This window comes from Streptomyces sp. NPDC052236, from assembly GCF_044548015.1.
Taxonomy (GTDB): domain Bacteria; phylum Actinomycetota; class Actinomycetes; order Streptomycetales; family Streptomycetaceae; genus Streptomyces.
In genome coordinates this window covers 1-16707 of sequence record NZ_JBIUBL010000040.1, presented here as the reverse complement: position 1 = coordinate 16707, position 16707 = coordinate 1, and the positions used below count along the sequence as shown (strand labels likewise).

Genomic DNA, 16707 nt, shown 5'->3' with positions numbered 1-16707 from the left:
CTCAATCGCCGGCGGGGCTGGAAAGGTCGGGCACTCGTCGGGGCTCCGCCCCCGAACCCCGCGCCTCAATCGCCGGCGGGGCTTGGTTTCACGCGGCGGGGCTTGAGGCGGCTTCCTCGCGGAGGCCGTCCTCGCTCACGCCCCGCTTCCAGTAGCCGACGAACGTGACGCGGCGGCGGTCGAGTTCGCGCTCGCGCACCAGGTGGCGGCGCAGCGCCTTCACGCTGCCCGACTCGCCCGCGATCCAGGCGTACGCGGTGCCCTCGGGCAACTCCGCGGCGCTGACGGCCTCCAGGGCGGACGGCGCGCCCTCCTCGCGTACGAGCCAGGTGATGTGGCAGTCCGCCACGGTCCGCAGGTCCAGGCGGTCCCCGGCGTGCGGGACCTCCAGCCAGACCCGGGCCCGCATTCCGGCGGGCAGCCACTCCAGGATCGCGGCGGCGGCGGGCAGGGCCGTCTCGTCGGCCCAGATCAGCACCCAGTCGGTGTCCTCGGGCGGCCGGCAGCGTACGGCGGTGTTGTCGGCGACCGCGGGGCCGAGGACCATCACGCGATGGCCGGGGGCGGCCTGGGCGGCCCAGCGGCAGGCCGGGCCGCCGTCCTCGTGGAGCGCGAAGTCGATGTCGACCTCGTTCGGGTCCTGGCGCTGCTCGCGCACCGTGTACGAGCGCATGACGGCGCGTACGTCGTCGGGGAGTGCCCGCCAGGCCGCGAATACGGCGCTGCTGTCGCCCGCGTCGACGGGCACGACGGGGGCGTCCTGGCCGGGCTGTGGCAGGAACAGCGAGAGGGACTGGTCGCGGCCTCCGGCGGCGAAGTCCTTCAGTGCCTCGCCGCCGAAGGTGACGCGGACCATGGACGGGCCGAGCCGCCTGGTCCGTACAACGCTGAGGTCGAAGAAGCGGAACGGGTCGGGCTCGGCCGTCGGTGTCATGGTCAGGCGGCCTTCTTCGCGTTCTCGATGGCCTTGGCGAGGTCTTCGAGGATCGGCGCGCACTTGTCGTACGAGTAGATGGGCTCGGTGACGCGCGGAATGACCTGGCCGGCTTTGACGGCGGGGAGCTTGGCCCAGGTCGGCTTGGAGGTGAGCGCGGCGGGCTGGAGGGCGGAGGAGCGGTTGTCCATCATGATGATGTCCGCGCCGTACTTGCCGACGTTTTCCCAGCTCAGCTCCTCGAAGAAGCCCTGGGCGTTCGCTTTCGGCTCGACGAACTTCACGCCGAGCTCCTGGAAGTACAGGGTGTCGGCGGAGGTCTTCGGGACGGAGATGTAGAAGAGGTCCTGGCTGGCGGAGCCGATCAGGATCGTGATGTTCGGCTTGGCCTTGGCGGCGGCGCGCAGCCGGGCCGCGGCCTTCTCGAAACGGACCTTTGCGGCGGCGGCCTCGGTGCCCTTGACGTCGCCGCCGAGGGACTCGGCGAGCTCGGCGTGGCGCGCCAGGGCCTTGGCCATGGTGGTCTCGGCGGCCCACAGCAGAACACTGGGGGCCATCTTCATGATCTTGTCCTTGGACTGCGGCGGCACGTACCACGGCTCGTTCATGGACCACATGTTGGTGATCAGGAGATCGGGGGCCAGGGCGGCGTACTGCTCGATCTTGAACTCGCCGTAGACGTTGCCGATGATCTCGACCTTGTTGATGTCGAGGTCACCGGCCTGGACGTCGGGCTTGTCGTCCGCGGTCTTGGTCGGCCCGAAGACCCCCTTGACCTCGACGCCGTAGTCGTGGAGCGCGGCGGCGGTGCCGGTGAAGGCGACGATGTTCTTCGGAGTGGACTTCAACTCCACGGTGGTACCGCGGTCGTCCTTGAAGGACCAGGGCCCGGCGTCGGCGGTCTTGTCGGCCGTGCCCGAGCCGGTGTTCTTGTCGTCGCTCCCGCAGGCGGAGAGCGCGGCGCCGAGCCCGAGGGCGCTGCCGGCGGCGAGCAGGCCGCGACGGGAGAGATGGGAAGCTCGGGCGTTGGGCATGAGGGAGTCCGCTTTCGTACGTGCCTGTTCGGCCACTGGCTGGTTTTCAGAGTAGGTTAGCCTAGCCTAACCTCAACTCAGGTCCGCAGGTGGTGGCCAGCCCTCCCCAGGCGTCAGCCGGACAGGCCCAACTCCCTCGCGATCAGCACGCGCTGGATCTCGCTCGTGCCCTCGCCGATTTCCAGGATCTTCGAGTCCCGCCACATCCGCGCCACCGGATACTCGTTCATAAAGCCGTAGCCGCCGTGAATCTGCGTCGCCTCGCGGGCGTTGTCCACCGCGATCGTCGACGAGTACAGCTTCGCGACCGCCGCCTCCTTCTTGAACGGCTCTCCCCGCACCAGCCGCGACGCCGCGTCGCGCCAGCCCACCCGGGCCATGTGCGCCCGCATCTCCATGTCCGCCAGCTTGAATTGGATCGCCTGGTGGTCGCCGATCGGGCGGCCGAAGGCGTGGCGCGTCTTCGCGTACGACAGGGACTCGTCCACGCAGCCCTGGGCCAGGCCCGTCGCCAGCGCCGAGATGGCGATCCGGCCCTCGTCCAGGATCCGCAGGAACTGCGCGTAGCCGCGGCCCTCCTCGCCCAGCAGGTTCGCCACCGGCACGCGGACGTCGGAGAAGGACAGTTCGCGGGTGTCCGAGGCGTTCCATCCGACCTTGGAGTACGGCGCGGCGACCGTGAAGCCGGGGGTGCCCGAGGGGATGATGATCGCGGAGATCAGGGGCTTGCCCTCCGGAGTGCGGCCGGTGACCGCCGTGACCGTGACCAGGGCCGTGATGTCCGTACCGGAGTTGGTGATGAAGCACTTCGAGCCGTTGATCACCCACTCGTCGCCGTCCCGCACGGCCGTGGTTTTCGTGCCGCCCGCGTCCGAGCCGCCCTCCGGCTCCGTCAGCCCGAACGCACCGAGGTTCTCCCCCGAGCACAGGCGCGGCAGCCACTCCCGCTTCTGCTCCTCCGTGCCGAAGCGGTAGACCGGCATCGCGCCCAGCGAGACACCGGCCTCCAGCGTGATCGCGACGGACGAGTCGACGCGCGCCAGCTCCTCAAGGGCGATGCCCAGCGCGAGATAGTCGCCGCCCATGCCGCCGTACTCCTCGGGGAAGGGCAGGCCGAACAGGCCCATGCGGCCCATCTCGCGGACGATCTCGTACGGGAACTCATGGCGTTCGTAGTAGTCGCCGATCTTCGGCGCGACCACGTCGTGGGCGAACTGCTCGACCGTACGGCGGAGCTCTTCGTGTTCGGCGGTGAGCCGGTGGTCCAGGGACATGGTCAGTCACTCCTTGTGGGAGACAGTGCTGGGAGAGACGGCGTTGGGGGAGAGGGCGCTTACCGTGCGAGAAGGGCTGGGGCGGCCCAGGTGCCCGGCCAGCCACACGCTGGTGGCGGTGAGCAGGCCGAGATCCACCCCGGTTTCGATGCCGAGGCCGTCGAGCATCCACACGAGGTCTTCGGTGGCGAGGTTCCCGGTCGCGCTCTTCGCGTACGGGCAGCCGCCGAGGCCGCCCGCGGAGGCGTCCACGACGGTCACGCCGTGCTGGAGCGCGGCGAGGGTGTTGGCGAGGGCCTGGCCGTAGGTGTCGTGGAAGTGCACGCCGATCGCGGACGTGGGCACGCCCTCTTCGTTGAGCGCGGCGAGCAGGGCGCGCACATGCCCCGGCGTGGCCACGCCGATCGTGTCGCCGAGGCTCAGCTCGTCGCAGCCGAGGTCCATCAGCCGCCGGGCGACCCCGACCACCTGCGGGACCGGGACGCGGCCCTCCCACGGGTCGCCGAAGCACATCGACAGATAGCCGCGGACCGCGATCTTGTCGGCGCGGGCCCTGGCGACGACCGGCTCGAACATGGCGAGCGACTCGTCGACGCTCCGGTTGAGGTTGCGGCGCGCAAACGTTTCTGTCGCGCTCCCGAAGACGGCGATCCCGCGCGCGCCGTGCGCCAGCGCCCGCTCCAGGCCGCACTCGTTCGGTACGAGGACGGGCAGGGCTACGCCCTCCAAATCACTCAGCAGCGGGAACAGCCGCTCGGCATCGGAGAGTTGAGGCACCCACTCGGGGCGGACGAAGCTGGTCGCCTCGATGGTGGTCAGGCCGGCGTCGGCGAGACGGTGGATGAACTCCGCCTTGACCTCGGTCGGCACGACCGTCTTCTCGTTCTGGAGCCCGTCGCGCGCGCCGACCTCGTGGATCCGGACGCGGGACGGCAGATTCTCCATGGGCACGGCCATGGGCAGTCCCTCGGGCATCATTCCTCCTGTTCCGGTACGACTACGGCCAGTACCTGGTCCATGGCGACGGTCGAGCCCGCCGTCACATCGAGCTCGGTGACGGTCCCGGCGTGCGGCGCGGAGATGACGTGCTCCATCTTCATCGCCTCGACCACCAGCAGGCTCTGACCTGCCGAGACCCGGTCGCCCACCGCGACCTTGACGACGGTGACGGTGCCCGGCATCGGCGCGGCCAGGGCGTCGACCCCGGCGTGCGCGCGGCCGGTGAGGGCGGCGGCGACCGGGTCGTAGTCCTGGACGTGCCAGGAGTCCCCGTCCCGGCCGAGCCAGTCGCCCGCGCGCCAGAAGGTGTGGACGACCCCGTCGACGGTGACCGATACTCGGTCGGGTGCCACCCGGTGGCTGCTCCGGTGCTGTGCCACGAATGTCGCGGGTTCGAGTCCCGTTACTCGCAGCCAGTGGATCAGGGGAGCGGGCCGGCCGCCCATGCGCCAGCCGCTCGGCACGGAGAACGGGTCGGTCCAGCTGCCCACGCCCGGTCCCTGTTCGGGAGCCAGCGCGTCCAGACGTACCGCGGCGGCGGCCTCGTACACCTCCGGCGGCACTCCCTCCGGGATCAGCCCGTCCGCCTCCCGCTCCACCAGCCCCGTGTCCAGGTCGCCCGCGACCACCGAGGGATGGGCCAGCAGCCGCCGCAGGAAGCCCGCGTTCGTCGGCACGCCCAGGGTGACCGTGTCCGCGAGGGCCGCGCGCAGCTTGCGCAGGGCGGTCGCGCGGTCGGGGCCGTACGCGATGACCTTGGACAGCATCGGGTCGTACAGGCTGCCGACCTCCGTGCCGTGCGACAGGCCGGAGTCGGTGCGTACGCCGTCGCCCTGCGGCTCGCGCAGGGCAAGGACCGTGCCGCCGGAGGGGAGGAAGCCGCGCGACGGGTCCTCCGCGCAGATGCGCGCCTCGACCGCGTGGCCGGTGAAGGTGATGTCGTCCTGGGTGAACGGCAGTGGCTCGCCCGCCGCGATCCGCAGCTGCCACTCCACCAGGTCCACGCCGGTGATCAGCTCGGTGACCGGGTGCTCGACCTGGAGGCGGGTGTTCATCTCCATGAAGAAGTACGCGGACGGATCGGCGCCCGGGACGATGAACTCCACCGTGCCCGCGCCCCGGTAGCCGCAGGACTTGGCCGCCTGGACGGCCGCCTCGCCCATCGCCGCCCTGGTCTTCTCGTCCAGCAGGACGCTCGGCGCCTCCTCGATGATCTTCTGGTGGCGGCGCTGGAGCGAGCATTCGCGCTCGCCGAGGTGGACGACATGGCCGTGGCCGTCGGCCAGGACCTGGATCTCGATATGCCGGGGGCGGTCGATCCACCGCTCCACCAGCAGCGTGTCGTCGCCGAAGGAGGCACGGGCCTCGCGCCGCGCCGCCGCGATCTCGTCGAGGAGCGCGGACTCGACCCGGGTGAGCCGCATGCCCTTGCCGCCGCCGCCCGCCGAGGGCTTCAGCAGCACCGGCATGCCGATCTCGCGGGCGGCGTCGGCGAGCTCGGCGTCGGTCAGGCCGGAGCCGGACGACCCCGGCACGACCGGGACGCCCGCCGCCTGCACCGTCTCCTTCGCGCGGATCTTGTCGCCCATCAGCGAGATCGCGGAGGCGGGCGGGCCGATGAAGACCAGGCCCGCGTCCGCGCATGCCTGCGCGAAGCCCGCGTTCTCGGCGAGGAAGCCGTAGCCCGGGTGGACGGCCTGCGCGCCGGTGCGGGCCGCCGCGTCCAGCAGGCGGTCGATGGACAGATAGCTCTCGGCGGCGGACGCGGGGCCGATGCGGACCGCGGTGTCCGCCTCCCGTACATGCCGGGCATCGGCGTCGGCGTCGCTGAACACGGCGACGGAACGGACGCCGAGCGCGCGCAGCGTACGGATGACGCGGACCGCGATCTCGCCTCGGTTGGCGACCAGAACAGTGCTGAACATGGAGTTCATGGAGGTCATGGAGGTCCTCACATCCGGAAGACGCCGAAGCGCGGTTCAGCCAGGGGGGCGTTGGCGCAGGCGGTCAGGGCCAGACCCAGCACCTGCCGGGTCTCCAGCGGGTCGATCACGCCGTCGTCCCACAGCCGCGCCGTGGCGTAGTAGGCGTTGCCCTGCTGCTCGTACTGCGCGCGGACCGGCTCCTTGAAAGCTTCCTCATCGGCGGCCGGCCACTCCTCACCGCGCGCCTCCAGCTGATCGCGCTTGACCGTCGCCAGCACCGACGCCGCCTGCTCGCCGCCCATCACCGAGATCTTGGCGTTCGGCCACATCCACAGGAAGCGCGGGGAGTACGCCCGGCCGCACATCGAGTAGTTCCCCGCGCCGTACGAACCGCCGATGACGACGGTCAGCTTCGGCACGCGCGCGCAGGCCACGGCCATCACCATTTTCGCGCCGTGCTTGGCGATGCCGCCCGCCTCGTAGTCCCGGCCGACCATGAAGCCCGAGATGTTCTGGAGGAAGAGCAGGGGGATGGCGCGCTGGTCGCACAGCTCGATGAAATGCGCGCCCTTCTGGGCGGATTCGGAGAACAGGATGCCGTTGTTGGCGACGATGCCGACGGGGTGGCCGTGGATTCGGGCGAAGCCGGTGACCAGCGTCGTCCCGAACTCCGCCTTGAACTCGGCGAAGCGGGAGCCGTCGACGAGCCGGGCGATCACTTCCCGTACGTCGTAGGGCGTACGGGAATCCACCGGGACCGCGCCGTACAGCCCGGCGGGGTCCGCCTTGGGCTCCTCGACCGGCTCGACCGGCCAGGGGAGCGGGGCGCGCGCGGGCAGCGTCGAGACGATGGTGCGGACGATCCGCAGCGCGTGCGCGTCGTCCTCGGCGAGGTGGTCGGTGACGCCCGACGTACGGGAGTGGACCTCGCCGCCGCCGAGCTCCTCGGCGGTGACGACCTCGCCGGTGGCGGCCTTCACCAGGGGCGGGCCGCCGAGGAAGATCGTGCCCTGGTTCCGTACGATCACGGCCTCGTCGCTCATCGCCGGGACGTACGCCCCGCCGGCGGTGCAGGAGCCGAGGACGGCCGCGATCTGGGGGATGCCCGCGGCCGACATCCGGGCCTGGTTGTAGAAGATCCGCCCGAAGTGGTCGCGGTCGGGGAAGACCTCGTCCTGGAGGGGCAGGAAGGCGCCTCCCGAGTCCACGAGGTACACGCAGGGGAGGCGGTTCTCCAGGGCGACCTCCTGGGCGCGGAGGTGCTTCTTCACCGTCATCGGGTAGTACGTGCCGCCCTTGACGGTCGCGTCATTGGCGAGCACGACCACCTCACGGCCGCTGACCCGGCCGATCCCCGCGATCAGCCCGGCGGCCGGGGCGGCCCCGCCGTACAGGCCCTCCGCCGCGAGCGGCGCGAGCTCCAGGAAGGGCGAGCCCGGATCGAGGAGGGCGTCCACGCGGTCGCGCGGCAGCAGCTTCCCGCGCGCGGTGTGGCGGGCGCGGGCCCGCTCGCCACCGCCGAGCCGGGCCGCCGCGAGCCGGGCGCGCAGCCCTTCGGCGAGCTCCTGGTGCGCCGCCTCGTTGGCCTGCCAGGCCGGGGAGGCGGGGTCGGCCGCGCTCGTCAGCACGGGTGCCTGCTGCATCGTTGTGAGCCCCTTGCCCGTACGAGAATGAGGTTAATGAGCGTTAACGTATGGCAAACAGGTTAACGATCGCTAACCCGCTTGTCTAGAATCAATGACATGAGCACCAGGACGGATGCCCCGACGCGCCGTGAGCAGATCCTCAAAGAGGCTGCCCGCCTCTTCGCCGAGCGCGGTTTCCACGGCGTGGGCGTGGACGAGATAGGCGCGGCGGTCGGCATCAGCGGCCCCGGCCTGTACCGCCACTTCCCGGGGAAGGACGCGATGCTCGCCGAGCTGCTGGTGGGTATCAGCGAGCGGCTGCTGAGCGGCGGACGGCTGCGGGTCGCGGAGGCGGAGGCGGCAGAAGCGGCGGCGGATTCGGAGACGGATTCGCAGACGGCGGCGGATTCGGTGGCCGGTCCTGGGGCGCTGCTGGCCTCGCTGATCGACGGCCATATCGACTTCGCGCTGGACGACCGCCCGCTGATCACGCTCCACGACCGCGAGCTGGACCGCCTGCGCGACAGTGACCGCAAGCGGGTGCGGCAGCTGCAGCGGCAGTACGTGGAGCTGTGGGTGGCGGTGGTACGGGATGTGCACCCGCAGCTTCCCGAGGCGGAGGCGAGGGCGGCGGTCCACGCTGTGTTCGGCCTGCTCAACTCGACGCCGCACCTGGGCTCGTACGGGAGCGGCCTGCCGGGCCGGGCGGCGACGGAGTCGCTGCTGCGGCGGCTGGCGCACGGGGCGTTCGGTTCACTGGCGGGCTGAGCTCGCGGGCCGAGTTCACGGGCCGAGTTCACGGGCCGAGTTCGCGGGCCGAGGTCATCGGCCGGGTGCGTCCAACGTGCGGGACGGGGGCTGCCGGCCGAGCGGCTGGCGGCACAATGGGGGTCATGCCGATACCAAGCCGTGCCGCGCTCGTCGATCACCTCGTCCGCTCACGCATCGCGGGAAACGTCGCCACCCCTCGCGACAACAACCTCTCCCACTACCGCAAGCTCGCCAACGGCGACCGCCACTACTGGCTCGGCCTTGAGCTCGGTGACCGGTGGACGGACGAGCAGGATGTGCTGGCTGTGATGGCCGAGCGGTGCGGAGTCAGCGACGACCCCGAGCACCGACTCGGCCAGGACACGATCGACCCGGAACTGACGATCGACGCGCTGGACCGGCTGGCGGCCCGCCTGCGCAAGGCAGCGGCCGGGCGGGAGAGCGTGCTGTTCGCGACCGGGCACCCGGGTGGGCTGCTGGACGTGCACCGGCAGACGGCCGACGCGCTGCGGGGAGCGGGCTGCGAGATCGTACGGATCCCGGGCGGGCTGACGGCGGACGAGGGCATGGTCTTCCAGTTCGCGGACGTGGCGATGCTGGAGCGGGGCGCGACCTTGTGGCACACGCACTCCCCGGCGCCGATGGCGGCGATCCTGGACGGCCTGGAGCGCGACGGCCGCGCCCAGCCCGACCTGGTGGTGGCCGACCACGGCTGGGCGGGCTGCGCGGGCCAGCGCGGCCTGGACTCGGTCGGCTACGCGGACAGCAACGACCCGGCGCTCTTCATCGCCGAGGCGGAGGGCACGCTTCAGGTGACGGTGCCGCTGGACGACCATGTGATGGACCCGCGCTACTACGACCCGATGACGGCGTATCTGCTGGAGGCGGCGGGGCTGACGGGCGAGGCCTGAGCCGCTCGGGCCGCCCAGTACGCGCGAGTCGCTTCAGGCGCGGGGCACCCGGACCACACCCTCCTGGATCACCGAGACCGCCAGCCGGCCGTCCTGCGTATAGATCCTGGCCTGGCCCAGACCCCGGCCGCCGGACGCCGACGGGGACTCCTGGTCGTACAGCAGCCACTCGTCCGCCCGGAAGGGCCGGTGGAACCACATCGCGTGGTCGAGCGACGCGCCCACCACGTCCCCGACCGCCCAGCCGCCGCGGCCGTGTGCCAGCAGCACCGAGTCGAGCAGCGTCATGTCGGAGACATACGTGGCCAGGCAGACATGCAGCAGGGAATCGTCGGCGAGCTTGCCGTTCGTCCGGAACCACACCTGTGAGCGCGGCTCGCGCGGCTGCCCCACCGTGCCGTACGGCGGGGCGTCGACGTAGCGCAGATCGACCGCGGCCCGCGTATCCAGCAGGCGGTCCACTGTGCCGGGGTCGCGGAAGTGCTCCGCGTACCGCGGCAGGATCTCGGCCGCCGTCGGCAGCGTCTCCGGCGCGGGCGCGGACGGCATCGCGGACTGGTGCTCCAGCCCGTCCTCGTACGTCTGGAAGGACGCCGAGAGATGGAAGATCGGCTGCCCGTGCTGGACGGCGACGACCCGGCGCGTGGTGAAGGAGCGGCCGTCGCGGATGCGGTCGACGGTGTAGATGATCGGCGCGTCCGGATCACCCGGGCGCAGGAAGTACGCGTGCAGCGAGTGGGCCGTACGGTCCTCGGGGACGGTCCGGCCCGCGGCGACCAGGGCCTGGGCGGCGACCTGGCCGCCGAAGACGCGCGGTACGAGGGCGGAGCGGGATACGCCCCGGAAGATGTCCTGCTCGATCCGCTCGAGGTCGAGCAGATCGAGCAGGTCGTCAAGTGCTGTGGTCACGGGAGAAGTTCTACGGCCGGCCTACGGCGTCTAAAGGCCCATGGACTTGGCGATGATCATCTTCATGACCTCGCTGGTGCCGCCGTAGATGCGGTTGACGCGGTTGTCGGCGTAGAGACGGGCGATCGGGTACTCGTTCATGTAGCCGTAGCCGCCGTGCAGCTGGAGGCACTTGTCGATGACGCGGTGCGCGACCTCAGTCGTGAACAGCTTCGCGGACGCGGCCTCGGCGGCGGACAGCTCGCCCGCGTCGTGCGCCTCCAGCGCCCGGTCGACCACGGCCTCGGCGGCGTCGACCTCCGCCTTGCAGGCGGCCAGTTCGAACTTGGTGTTCTGGAAGGAGGCGACGGTCTTGCCGAAGACGGCGCGCTCCTGGACGTACTGCTGGGCGAACCGGACGGCGGCGGAGGCCTGTGCGTACGCACCGACGGCGATGCCGAGACGCTCCTGCGGGAGGTTCTGGCCGAGGTAGTAGAAGCCCTTGTTCTCCTCGCCGAGGAGGTCCTCGACCGGGACCTTGACGTCGGAGAAGGAGAGCTCGGCGGTGTCGGAGGTCTTCAGGCCGAGCTTGTCGAGCTTGCGGCCGACCGCGTAGCCGGGGGCCTTGGTGTCCACGACGAGGAGGGAGATGCCGTGGCGGCGGTCCTCGGCGGTGGGGGCGGCGGTACGGGCGCAGACGATGACGCGGTCGGCGTGCACACCGCCGGTGATGAACGTCTTGGAGCCGTTGAGGACGTAGTGCGTGCCGTCCTCGGAGAGCTTGGCGGTGGTCTTCATCCCGGCCAGGTCGGAGCCGGTGCCGGGCTCGGTCATGGCGATCGCGTACATGGCGGCGCCGGAGACGAAGTCGGGCAGCCAGCGCGTCTTCTGCTCGTCGGTGGCGTACGCCTTGAGGTAGGGGAGGCAGAGCGCGACATGCACGCTGGAGCCGCCGAAGGAAACCCCGGCGCGGGCGGTCTCCTCGGAGATGATCGCCTGGAACTTGAAGGACTCCTCGCCCGCGCCGCCGTACTCCTCGGGGACCTCTATGCCGAAGATGCCGAGCTCACCGAGGGTGTAGTAGAAGTCGCGGGGGACCTGACCGGCCTCGTACCACTTGTCGTAGACGGGGACGATCTCGGCCTCGATGAAGGCGCGAATGGTCTCGCGGAACGCCTCGTGGTCCTCGTTGTACACGGTACGTCGCACGGGGCACTCCTTCGCGGCTGAACCGCCGCCGCTCTCGCGGACGTGGTTGCTCTTGGTGGGGGTTGCTCAATTGATGGTTGTTGTATTAAGTACTGCACTAAGCGCTTGCTCAGGCCCAAGTTACCTGGTGGTCATCTGGGGTGTCCAGGGTGATGTGCCCCACGCCCACGGCCATCCATACAAGGATTCACCGGGCAAGTGGCGGATCAGGACGAAGCTTCAGCAGACGCTGCGAGGAGCGTTTACGACTTGGCCCATGCGCGCTACGTTGCTCTGGGAGCGCTCCCATCAATCGCCCCATCAATCCCCCCACCATCCCTCACGCCAGACTCTCTGTCAGGTCGATCGCTGGGTCCGGGACGGCCCAGGACATGCAATCGCACCCGCGTTGCGGGCCCTGCTCGCTGCTTCAGCCTGCCTTTTTCCTGTTTCCTGGCTGACTCCAGCGGCACAGGGCAGCACCCGTGGCAGGTTCCGGCCGTCCGGTCAGCGCTCGAGGGAATCCCGAAGGAGATCAACACATGGCAATCAACTCCATCCGGGTCCGGCGCATGCTGGCCCTTACCGGTGCCGCGGGCGTCGCCGCCGCAGTGCTGTCCGTGCCGTCCCCGGCATCGGCGCACGGCGTCAGCATCATGCCCGGCTCCCGGACCTACCTGTGCTACAAGGATCTGCTCGCGAACAGCTCGACCCAGATGCCGTCCAACCCGGCTTGCGCTGCGGCGGTCCGGCAGGCCAGCACCACTCCGCTGTACAACTGGTTCGCCGTTCTGGACTCCAACGCCGGTGGAAGGGGCGCGGGTTATGTCCCGGACGGGACGCTCTGCAGCGCCGGCAACCGGAGCCCGTACAACTTCTCCCCGTACAACGCGGCCCGCACCGACTGGCCGAAGACGCGCCTGACCTCGGGCGCGAACATCCAGGTCAAGTACAGCAACTGGGCTGCTCACCCGGGCAGGTTCGAGGTGTACCTCACCAAGAGCGGGTGGAGCCCGACCAAGGCGCTGGCGTGGAGCGACCTGACGCACCTTCAGACTGTGGCCAACCCGCCGCAGTCGGGTGGTCCGGGCTCCGAGGGTGGCCACTACTACTGGAACCTCCAGTTACCGCAGCGGAGCGGTCAGCACATGCTCTACATCCACTGGATCCGCTCGGACAGCCAGGAGAACTTCTTCTCCTGCGCTGACGTCGTCTTCGACGGCGGCAGCGGTCAGGTCACCGGTCTGGCGGGCGGCGAGCAGTCGGCGGCCGAGGTTGAGGCGCTCGGGGCGGACGTCAAGAACACGAAGGCCGACCCGGTCCACGCCGACCACCACGCCGGGCACGCCAACCACGCCGCGGCCGGTGAGGAGCTGGTGGCCTCCACCAACGAGTCGGGTGTCGCCGTGCCCGCCGCGGTGGGCGGGCTGGGTGCGCTGGTCTTCGCCAGTGGCGCGATGGTCTTCAACCGGCGCCGCTCGGCCAAGCAGCACGGCTGACCTCGGCGTTTCCTCTCTCCTGGAGGGGCGGGTCACCCGGCGGTCGACGGCAAGGCTCAGACGGGGAAGTCCCCGTTCTTGAGAGCCGTGATGAACGATGACCAACCGGCCGCCGGGAAGGCCAGGGCGGGGCTGCGCGGGGTCTTGGAGTCGCGGACCGGGACGCCGGTTGGGTGGCCGTTCAGGATCTCGACGCAGCTGCCCCCTTCGTGCGGCTTCTCGACCCACTCGGCTGGGGTCGCACACGCGACCGCTACACAATGTAGGCGGGTCGGTACTCGGCGGGCAGGGGTTCGCGCCGCGTCGCAGCAAGCGCAGTGCGAACCAGCGCACCCATCCGTACGTCCGCGTCGTCCAGCCGGCTGAGCCTGCCGCCGCCGCCGCCGCCGCCGCCGCCGCCACCGTGCACGACGGGAACGGCCGGACAACGGTTACCTTCGAAGACGCACGAAAGAAGAAGCGCCGGAAGAAGGAAAATGCAGATGAGCAGCAACGAGCAGCCGCGCGGTCCGGTCGACTCCTCCCGTATCCCGCGGTACGCCGGACCCGCGACGTTCGCCCGGCTGCCCCGGCTCGACGAGGTCGGCAGGGCCGATGTCGCCGTCGTCGGCGTTCCCTTCGACTCCGGGGTCTCCTACCGGCCCGGCGCGCGCTTCGGCGGCAATGCCATCCGTGAGGCGTCGAGGCTCCTGCGTCCGTACAACCCGGCGCAGGACGCCTCACCCTTCGCCCTCGCGCAGGTCGCGGACGCGGGCGACATCGCCGCGAACCCGTTCAACATCAACGAGGCCGTCGACACGATCGAGGCCGCGGCCGACGACCTCCTCTCCACCGGCGCGCGGCTGATGACCCTCGGCGGCGACCACACCATCGCGCTGCCGCTGCTGCGGTCCGTCGCCAAGCGGCACGGCCCGGTGGCGCTGCTGCACTTCGACGCGCACCTGGACACCTGGGACACGTACTTCGGCGCGGAGTACACGCACGGCACGCCGTTCCGCCGGGCCGTCGAGGAGGGCATCCTCGACACCGAGGCGCTCTCGCACGTCGGTATCCGCGGTCCGCTCTACGGACGCCAGGACCTGACCGACGACGAGAAGCTCGGCTTCGGCATCGTCACCTCGGGCGATGTGTACCGGCGCGGCGCCGACGAGATCGCCGACCAGCTCCGGCAGCGGATCGGCGACCGGCCGCTCTACATCTCCATCGACATCGACTGCCTCGACCCGGCGCACGCGCCCGGCACCGGCACCCCCGAGGCGGGCGGCATGACCTCCCGGGAGCTGCTGGAGATCCTGCGCGGACTGGCCTCCTGCCACCTCGTCTCGGCGGACGTGGTCGAGGTCGCGCCCGCGTACGACCACGCCGAGATCACCTCTGTGGCGGCCTCCCACACGGCGTACGAGCTCACCACGATCATGTCCCGCCAGATCGCCGCGGGACGTTCGAAGTGACGCACGACCACGACGTGGAGCTGCGGCCCACCGCCGCCCAGACCGAGGCCGCGCTGAACCCGCCGCCCGGCCGCAATGGCGGCGACCTTGTCGTCGAGACGCTCCACGGCCTCGGCGCGACGACGGTCTTCGGCCTGCCCGGCCAGCACGCGCTGGGCATGTTCGACGCGCTGCGCCGCTCCTCGCTCTCGTACGTCGGACTGCGCGTCGAGAACAACGCGGGCTTCGCCGCCGACGCGTACGGCCGGATCACCGGCGAGGTCGCCCCGCTGCTGCTGTCCACCGGGCCCGGCGCGCTCATGTCGCTGGCCGCGCTCCAGGAGTCGGCTGCGGCGTCCGCGCCCGTGCTCGCGATCGGCAGCCAGGTACCGACCGCCGGTCTCGGCGGCGGACGCCACGGCTATCTGCATGAGCTGCGCGACCAGCGCGCCTCGTTCCGCGACATCGTGAAGTCGGTGCACACCGTCCGTACGGCCTCGCAGATCCCGTCGGCGATCGCGGCGGCGTGGGAGTCCGCGCTGACCGCGCCGCACGGCCCGGTCTGGGTCGAGATCCCGCAGGACGTACTGCTTGCCGCCACGGTGCTGCCGGTCGTCACGGCATGGACGCGACCCCGCGCGAGGTCGTGCCGCGACCCGAGCTGACGGCTGTGGCGGCGCACCTGCTGTCGACCGCCGAGCGGCCCGTGATCATCGCGGGCGGCGGAGTCGTACGCGCCGACGCGTCCGGCAAGCTGCGCGCCCTCGCGGAGCGGATCAACGCGCCGGTCGTCACCACCTTCGGCGGGAAGGGCGCGTTTCCGTGGACGCATCCGCTGTCGCTCCAGTCCTGGCTGGAGGACCGGCACACCACGGACTTCCTCGAAGCGGCGGACGTGCTGCTGGTGGTCGGCTCCGGGCTGGGCGAACTGTCCTCGAACTACCACACGTTCACGCCGCGCGGGCAGGTCATCCAGATCGAGGCCGACGCGGGCAAGCTGGAGTCCAACCACGCGGGTCTTGGCATCCACGCGGACGCGCGGCTGGCGCTGTCGGCGCTGCTGGAGACGGTGGAGACGGTGGAGAAGCGCGCGGATGCGGACGCGGCGGAGTCCGTACATGAGTCCGTACGTACGGTCCTGGGCCGGGTCCGGGCGCGGATCGAGGCCCAGGACCTGACCCTGGAGCAGGAGATCCTGGCGTCCGTACGCCAGGCCCTGCCCGACGACTTGCCCAGCTTCTGGGACATGACGATCCTGGCCTACTGGGCCTGGTCCGCCTTCGACGCGCGCCGGCCGAACACCATGCACTCGGCCCAGGGCGCGGGCGGCCTCGGCTACGGCTTCCCGGCGGCACTGGGCGCGGCGGCGGCCGACCGTACGCGTCCGGTGCTCGCGGTCTCGGGCGACGGCGGCGCGATGTACTCGATCGCGGAGCTGGCCACGGCCCGCCAGTACAACCTGCCGGTGACCTGGCTGATCGTGGACGACGGGGGCTACGGCATCCTGCGCGAGTACATGAACGACGCTTTCGGCGAGGCGACGGCGACGGCGACGGCGACGGCGACGGGGACGGGGACGGCGACGGAGCTGGCGCGCCCGGACTTCGTGGCGCTGGCGGAGTCGTTCGGGGTACCCGCGGTGCGTACGAGCGCGGGGGCGCTGCGCGCAGACCTGGCGAAGGCGCTGGCGGCACCGGGCCCGTCGGTCGTGGTGCTCCCGGCGGTGCTGCGCATGTTCGCGCCGACGCATCTGCCGGGGGAGGAAGAGCGGCAGCGGCGGATGACCGCGCTGGGGGAACTGGCGGCGATGGGGGAGGGCGGCGACTTCGACGTCCTGCTGGACGGGAGCAACGACCGCCGCCGGGGACGGCAGGCTCCTCGTCCTTGAGCGCGGCTTCACGCCGGGGGTCGGCAACACCGTGCGGCTCTACCTCGCCGTGCCGTGCCGTGCCGTTCCGTGGACGTCAGCTCCGTCCCGTACCCCTCGGCGCACCCGCCGCCCAACAGCGCGCCTGTACCGGTTGACCGTGCGACTGCCGCGCAACTGAGACCTGAATTCGCCGAACTTCTACAACCTTTCTGTCCGTCGTGAGTCATGTGTGGCGGGGGCGCCCATGAGCGCGCCCCCCCCACCCCACGGGGCGGGGAGCCGCCAAGACACACCCCCCCAAGGCCCCGCGCGCCACCCGCCCCCAATAACGCCGGATATAAACCCACCGATACCGGAGC

General features: G+C 70.9%; 12 protein-coding genes and 2 pseudogenes. 5 read left to right on the top strand and 9 right to left on the bottom strand.

Annotated features, from left to right (window positions below; all coding sequences use genetic code 11):
- Window positions 1-88: 88 nt before the first annotated feature.
- The 6 genes from ACIHCQ_RS40410 to ACIHCQ_RS40385 form a co-directional block, all read right to left on the bottom strand.
- The gene (locus ACIHCQ_RS40410) at window positions 89-934 is read right to left on the bottom strand and encodes a siderophore-interacting protein (protein ID WP_399673917.1); all 846 of its coding nucleotides are present in this window, start codon (window positions 932-934) and stop codon (window positions 89-91) included.
- Window positions 935-936: 2 nt separating this feature from the next.
- Window positions 937-1968 (bottom strand): ABC transporter substrate-binding protein, encoded by a 1032-nt coding sequence (locus ACIHCQ_RS40405; protein ID WP_399673915.1) that lies wholly within the window; start codon window positions 1966-1968, stop codon window positions 937-939.
- 113 nt (window positions 1969-2081) lie between these two features.
- Window positions 2082-3242, bottom strand: a complete 1161-nt coding sequence (locus ACIHCQ_RS40400; protein WP_399673913.1) for an acyl-CoA dehydrogenase family protein — start codon at window positions 3240-3242, stop codon at window positions 2082-2084.
- A gap of 6 nt (window positions 3243-3248) precedes the next feature.
- Window positions 3249-4220 (bottom strand): hydroxymethylglutaryl-CoA lyase, encoded by a 972-nt coding sequence (locus ACIHCQ_RS40395; protein WP_399673911.1) that lies wholly within the window; start codon window positions 4218-4220, stop codon window positions 3249-3251.
- Window positions 4217-6166 (bottom strand): acetyl/propionyl/methylcrotonyl-CoA carboxylase subunit alpha, encoded by a 1950-nt coding sequence (locus ACIHCQ_RS40390; protein WP_399674008.1) that lies wholly within the window; start codon window positions 6164-6166, stop codon window positions 4217-4219. Before ACIHCQ_RS40390 ends, ACIHCQ_RS40395 begins: the two co-directional genes overlap by 4 nt.
- A gap of 26 nt (window positions 6167-6192) precedes the next feature.
- Window positions 6193-7809, bottom strand: coding sequence for a carboxyl transferase domain-containing protein (locus tag ACIHCQ_RS40385; protein ID WP_399673909.1), 1617 nt, complete (start codon window positions 7807-7809; stop codon window positions 6193-6195).
- Window positions 7810-7908: 99 nt separating this feature from the next.
- Here ACIHCQ_RS40385 and ACIHCQ_RS40380 point away from each other — a divergent pair, with 99 nt between their 5' ends.
- Together ACIHCQ_RS40380 and ACIHCQ_RS40375 are read left to right on the top strand one after the other, a co-directional pair.
- Window positions 7909-8559 (top strand): TetR/AcrR family transcriptional regulator, encoded by a 651-nt coding sequence (locus ACIHCQ_RS40380; protein ID WP_399673907.1) that lies wholly within the window; start codon window positions 7909-7911, stop codon window positions 8557-8559.
- Window positions 8560-8684: 125 nt separating this feature from the next.
- Complete coding sequence (locus ACIHCQ_RS40375; RefSeq protein WP_399673905.1) at window positions 8685-9473, top strand: phosphatase; 789 nt, start codon at window positions 8685-8687, stop codon at window positions 9471-9473.
- A gap of 33 nt (window positions 9474-9506) precedes the next feature.
- On the opposite strand, the gene tesB is transcribed toward ACIHCQ_RS40375, so the two are convergent.
- Window positions 9507-10382: an acyl-CoA thioesterase II gene (gene tesB / locus ACIHCQ_RS40370; RefSeq protein WP_399673903.1), complete on the bottom strand. Its 876-nt coding sequence runs from the start codon at window positions 10380-10382 to the stop codon at window positions 9507-9509.
- Window positions 10383-10412: 30 nt separating this feature from the next.
- Window positions 10413-11570, bottom strand: a complete 1158-nt coding sequence (locus ACIHCQ_RS40365; protein WP_399673901.1) for an acyl-CoA dehydrogenase family protein — start codon at window positions 11568-11570, stop codon at window positions 10413-10415.
- A gap of 521 nt (window positions 11571-12091) precedes the next feature.
- On the opposite strand from ACIHCQ_RS40365, the gene ACIHCQ_RS40360 reads away from it, so the two are divergent.
- On the top strand, window positions 12092-13048 hold the full coding sequence (locus ACIHCQ_RS40360) for a lytic polysaccharide monooxygenase (protein ID WP_399673899.1): 957 nt from the start codon (window positions 12092-12094) through the stop codon (window positions 13046-13048).
- Window positions 13049-13104: 56 nt separating this feature from the next.
- Here ACIHCQ_RS40360 and ACIHCQ_RS40355 read toward each other — a convergent pair.
- Window positions 13105-13257 (bottom strand): annotated as a pseudogene (locus ACIHCQ_RS40355) (DUF397 domain-containing protein); the annotation flags it as partial.
- Between the two features lie 273 nt (window positions 13258-13530).
- On the opposite strand from ACIHCQ_RS40355, the gene speB reads away from it, so the two are divergent.
- Window positions 13531-14499, top strand: a complete 969-nt coding sequence (gene speB / locus ACIHCQ_RS40350) for an agmatinase (RefSeq protein WP_399673897.1) — start codon at window positions 13531-13533, stop codon at window positions 14497-14499.
- A pseudogene (locus tag ACIHCQ_RS40345) lies at window positions 14496-16231 on the top strand (thiamine pyrophosphate-binding protein); the annotation flags it as partial. The gene speB and the pseudogene ACIHCQ_RS40345, both read left to right, overlap by 4 nt.
- Between the last annotated feature and the right edge of the window lie 476 nt (window positions 16232-16707).

Coding starts and splice junctions, on each gene's coding strand:
- speB (WP_399673897.1), top strand. CDS start 13,531: ATGAGCAGCAACGAGCAGCCGCGCGGTCCGGTCGACTCCTCCCGTATC.
- ACIHCQ_RS40400 (WP_399673913.1), bottom strand. CDS start 3,242: ATGTCCCTGGACCACCGGCTCACCGCCGAACACGAAGAGCTCCGCCGT.
- ACIHCQ_RS40360 (WP_399673899.1), top strand. CDS start 12,092: ATGGCAATCAACTCCATCCGGGTCCGGCGCATGCTGGCCCTTACCGGT.
- ACIHCQ_RS40395 (WP_399673911.1), bottom strand. CDS start 4,220: ATGATGCCCGAGGGACTGCCCATGGCCGTGCCCATGGAGAATCTGCCG.
- ACIHCQ_RS40375 (WP_399673905.1), top strand. CDS start 8,685: ATGCCGATACCAAGCCGTGCCGCGCTCGTCGATCACCTCGTCCGCTCA.
- ACIHCQ_RS40405 (WP_399673915.1), bottom strand. CDS start 1,968: ATGCCCAACGCCCGAGCTTCCCATCTCTCCCGTCGCGGCCTGCTCGCC.
- ACIHCQ_RS40385 (WP_399673909.1), bottom strand. CDS start 7,809: ATGCAGCAGGCACCCGTGCTGACGAGCGCGGCCGACCCCGCCTCCCCG.
- ACIHCQ_RS40410 (WP_399673917.1), bottom strand. CDS start 934: ATGACACCGACGGCCGAGCCCGACCCGTTCCGCTTCTTCGACCTCAGC.
- ACIHCQ_RS40390 (WP_399674008.1), bottom strand. CDS start 6,166: ATGTTCAGCACTGTTCTGGTCGCCAACCGAGGCGAGATCGCGGTCCGC.
- ACIHCQ_RS40380 (WP_399673907.1), top strand. CDS start 7,909: ATGAGCACCAGGACGGATGCCCCGACGCGCCGTGAGCAGATCCTCAAA.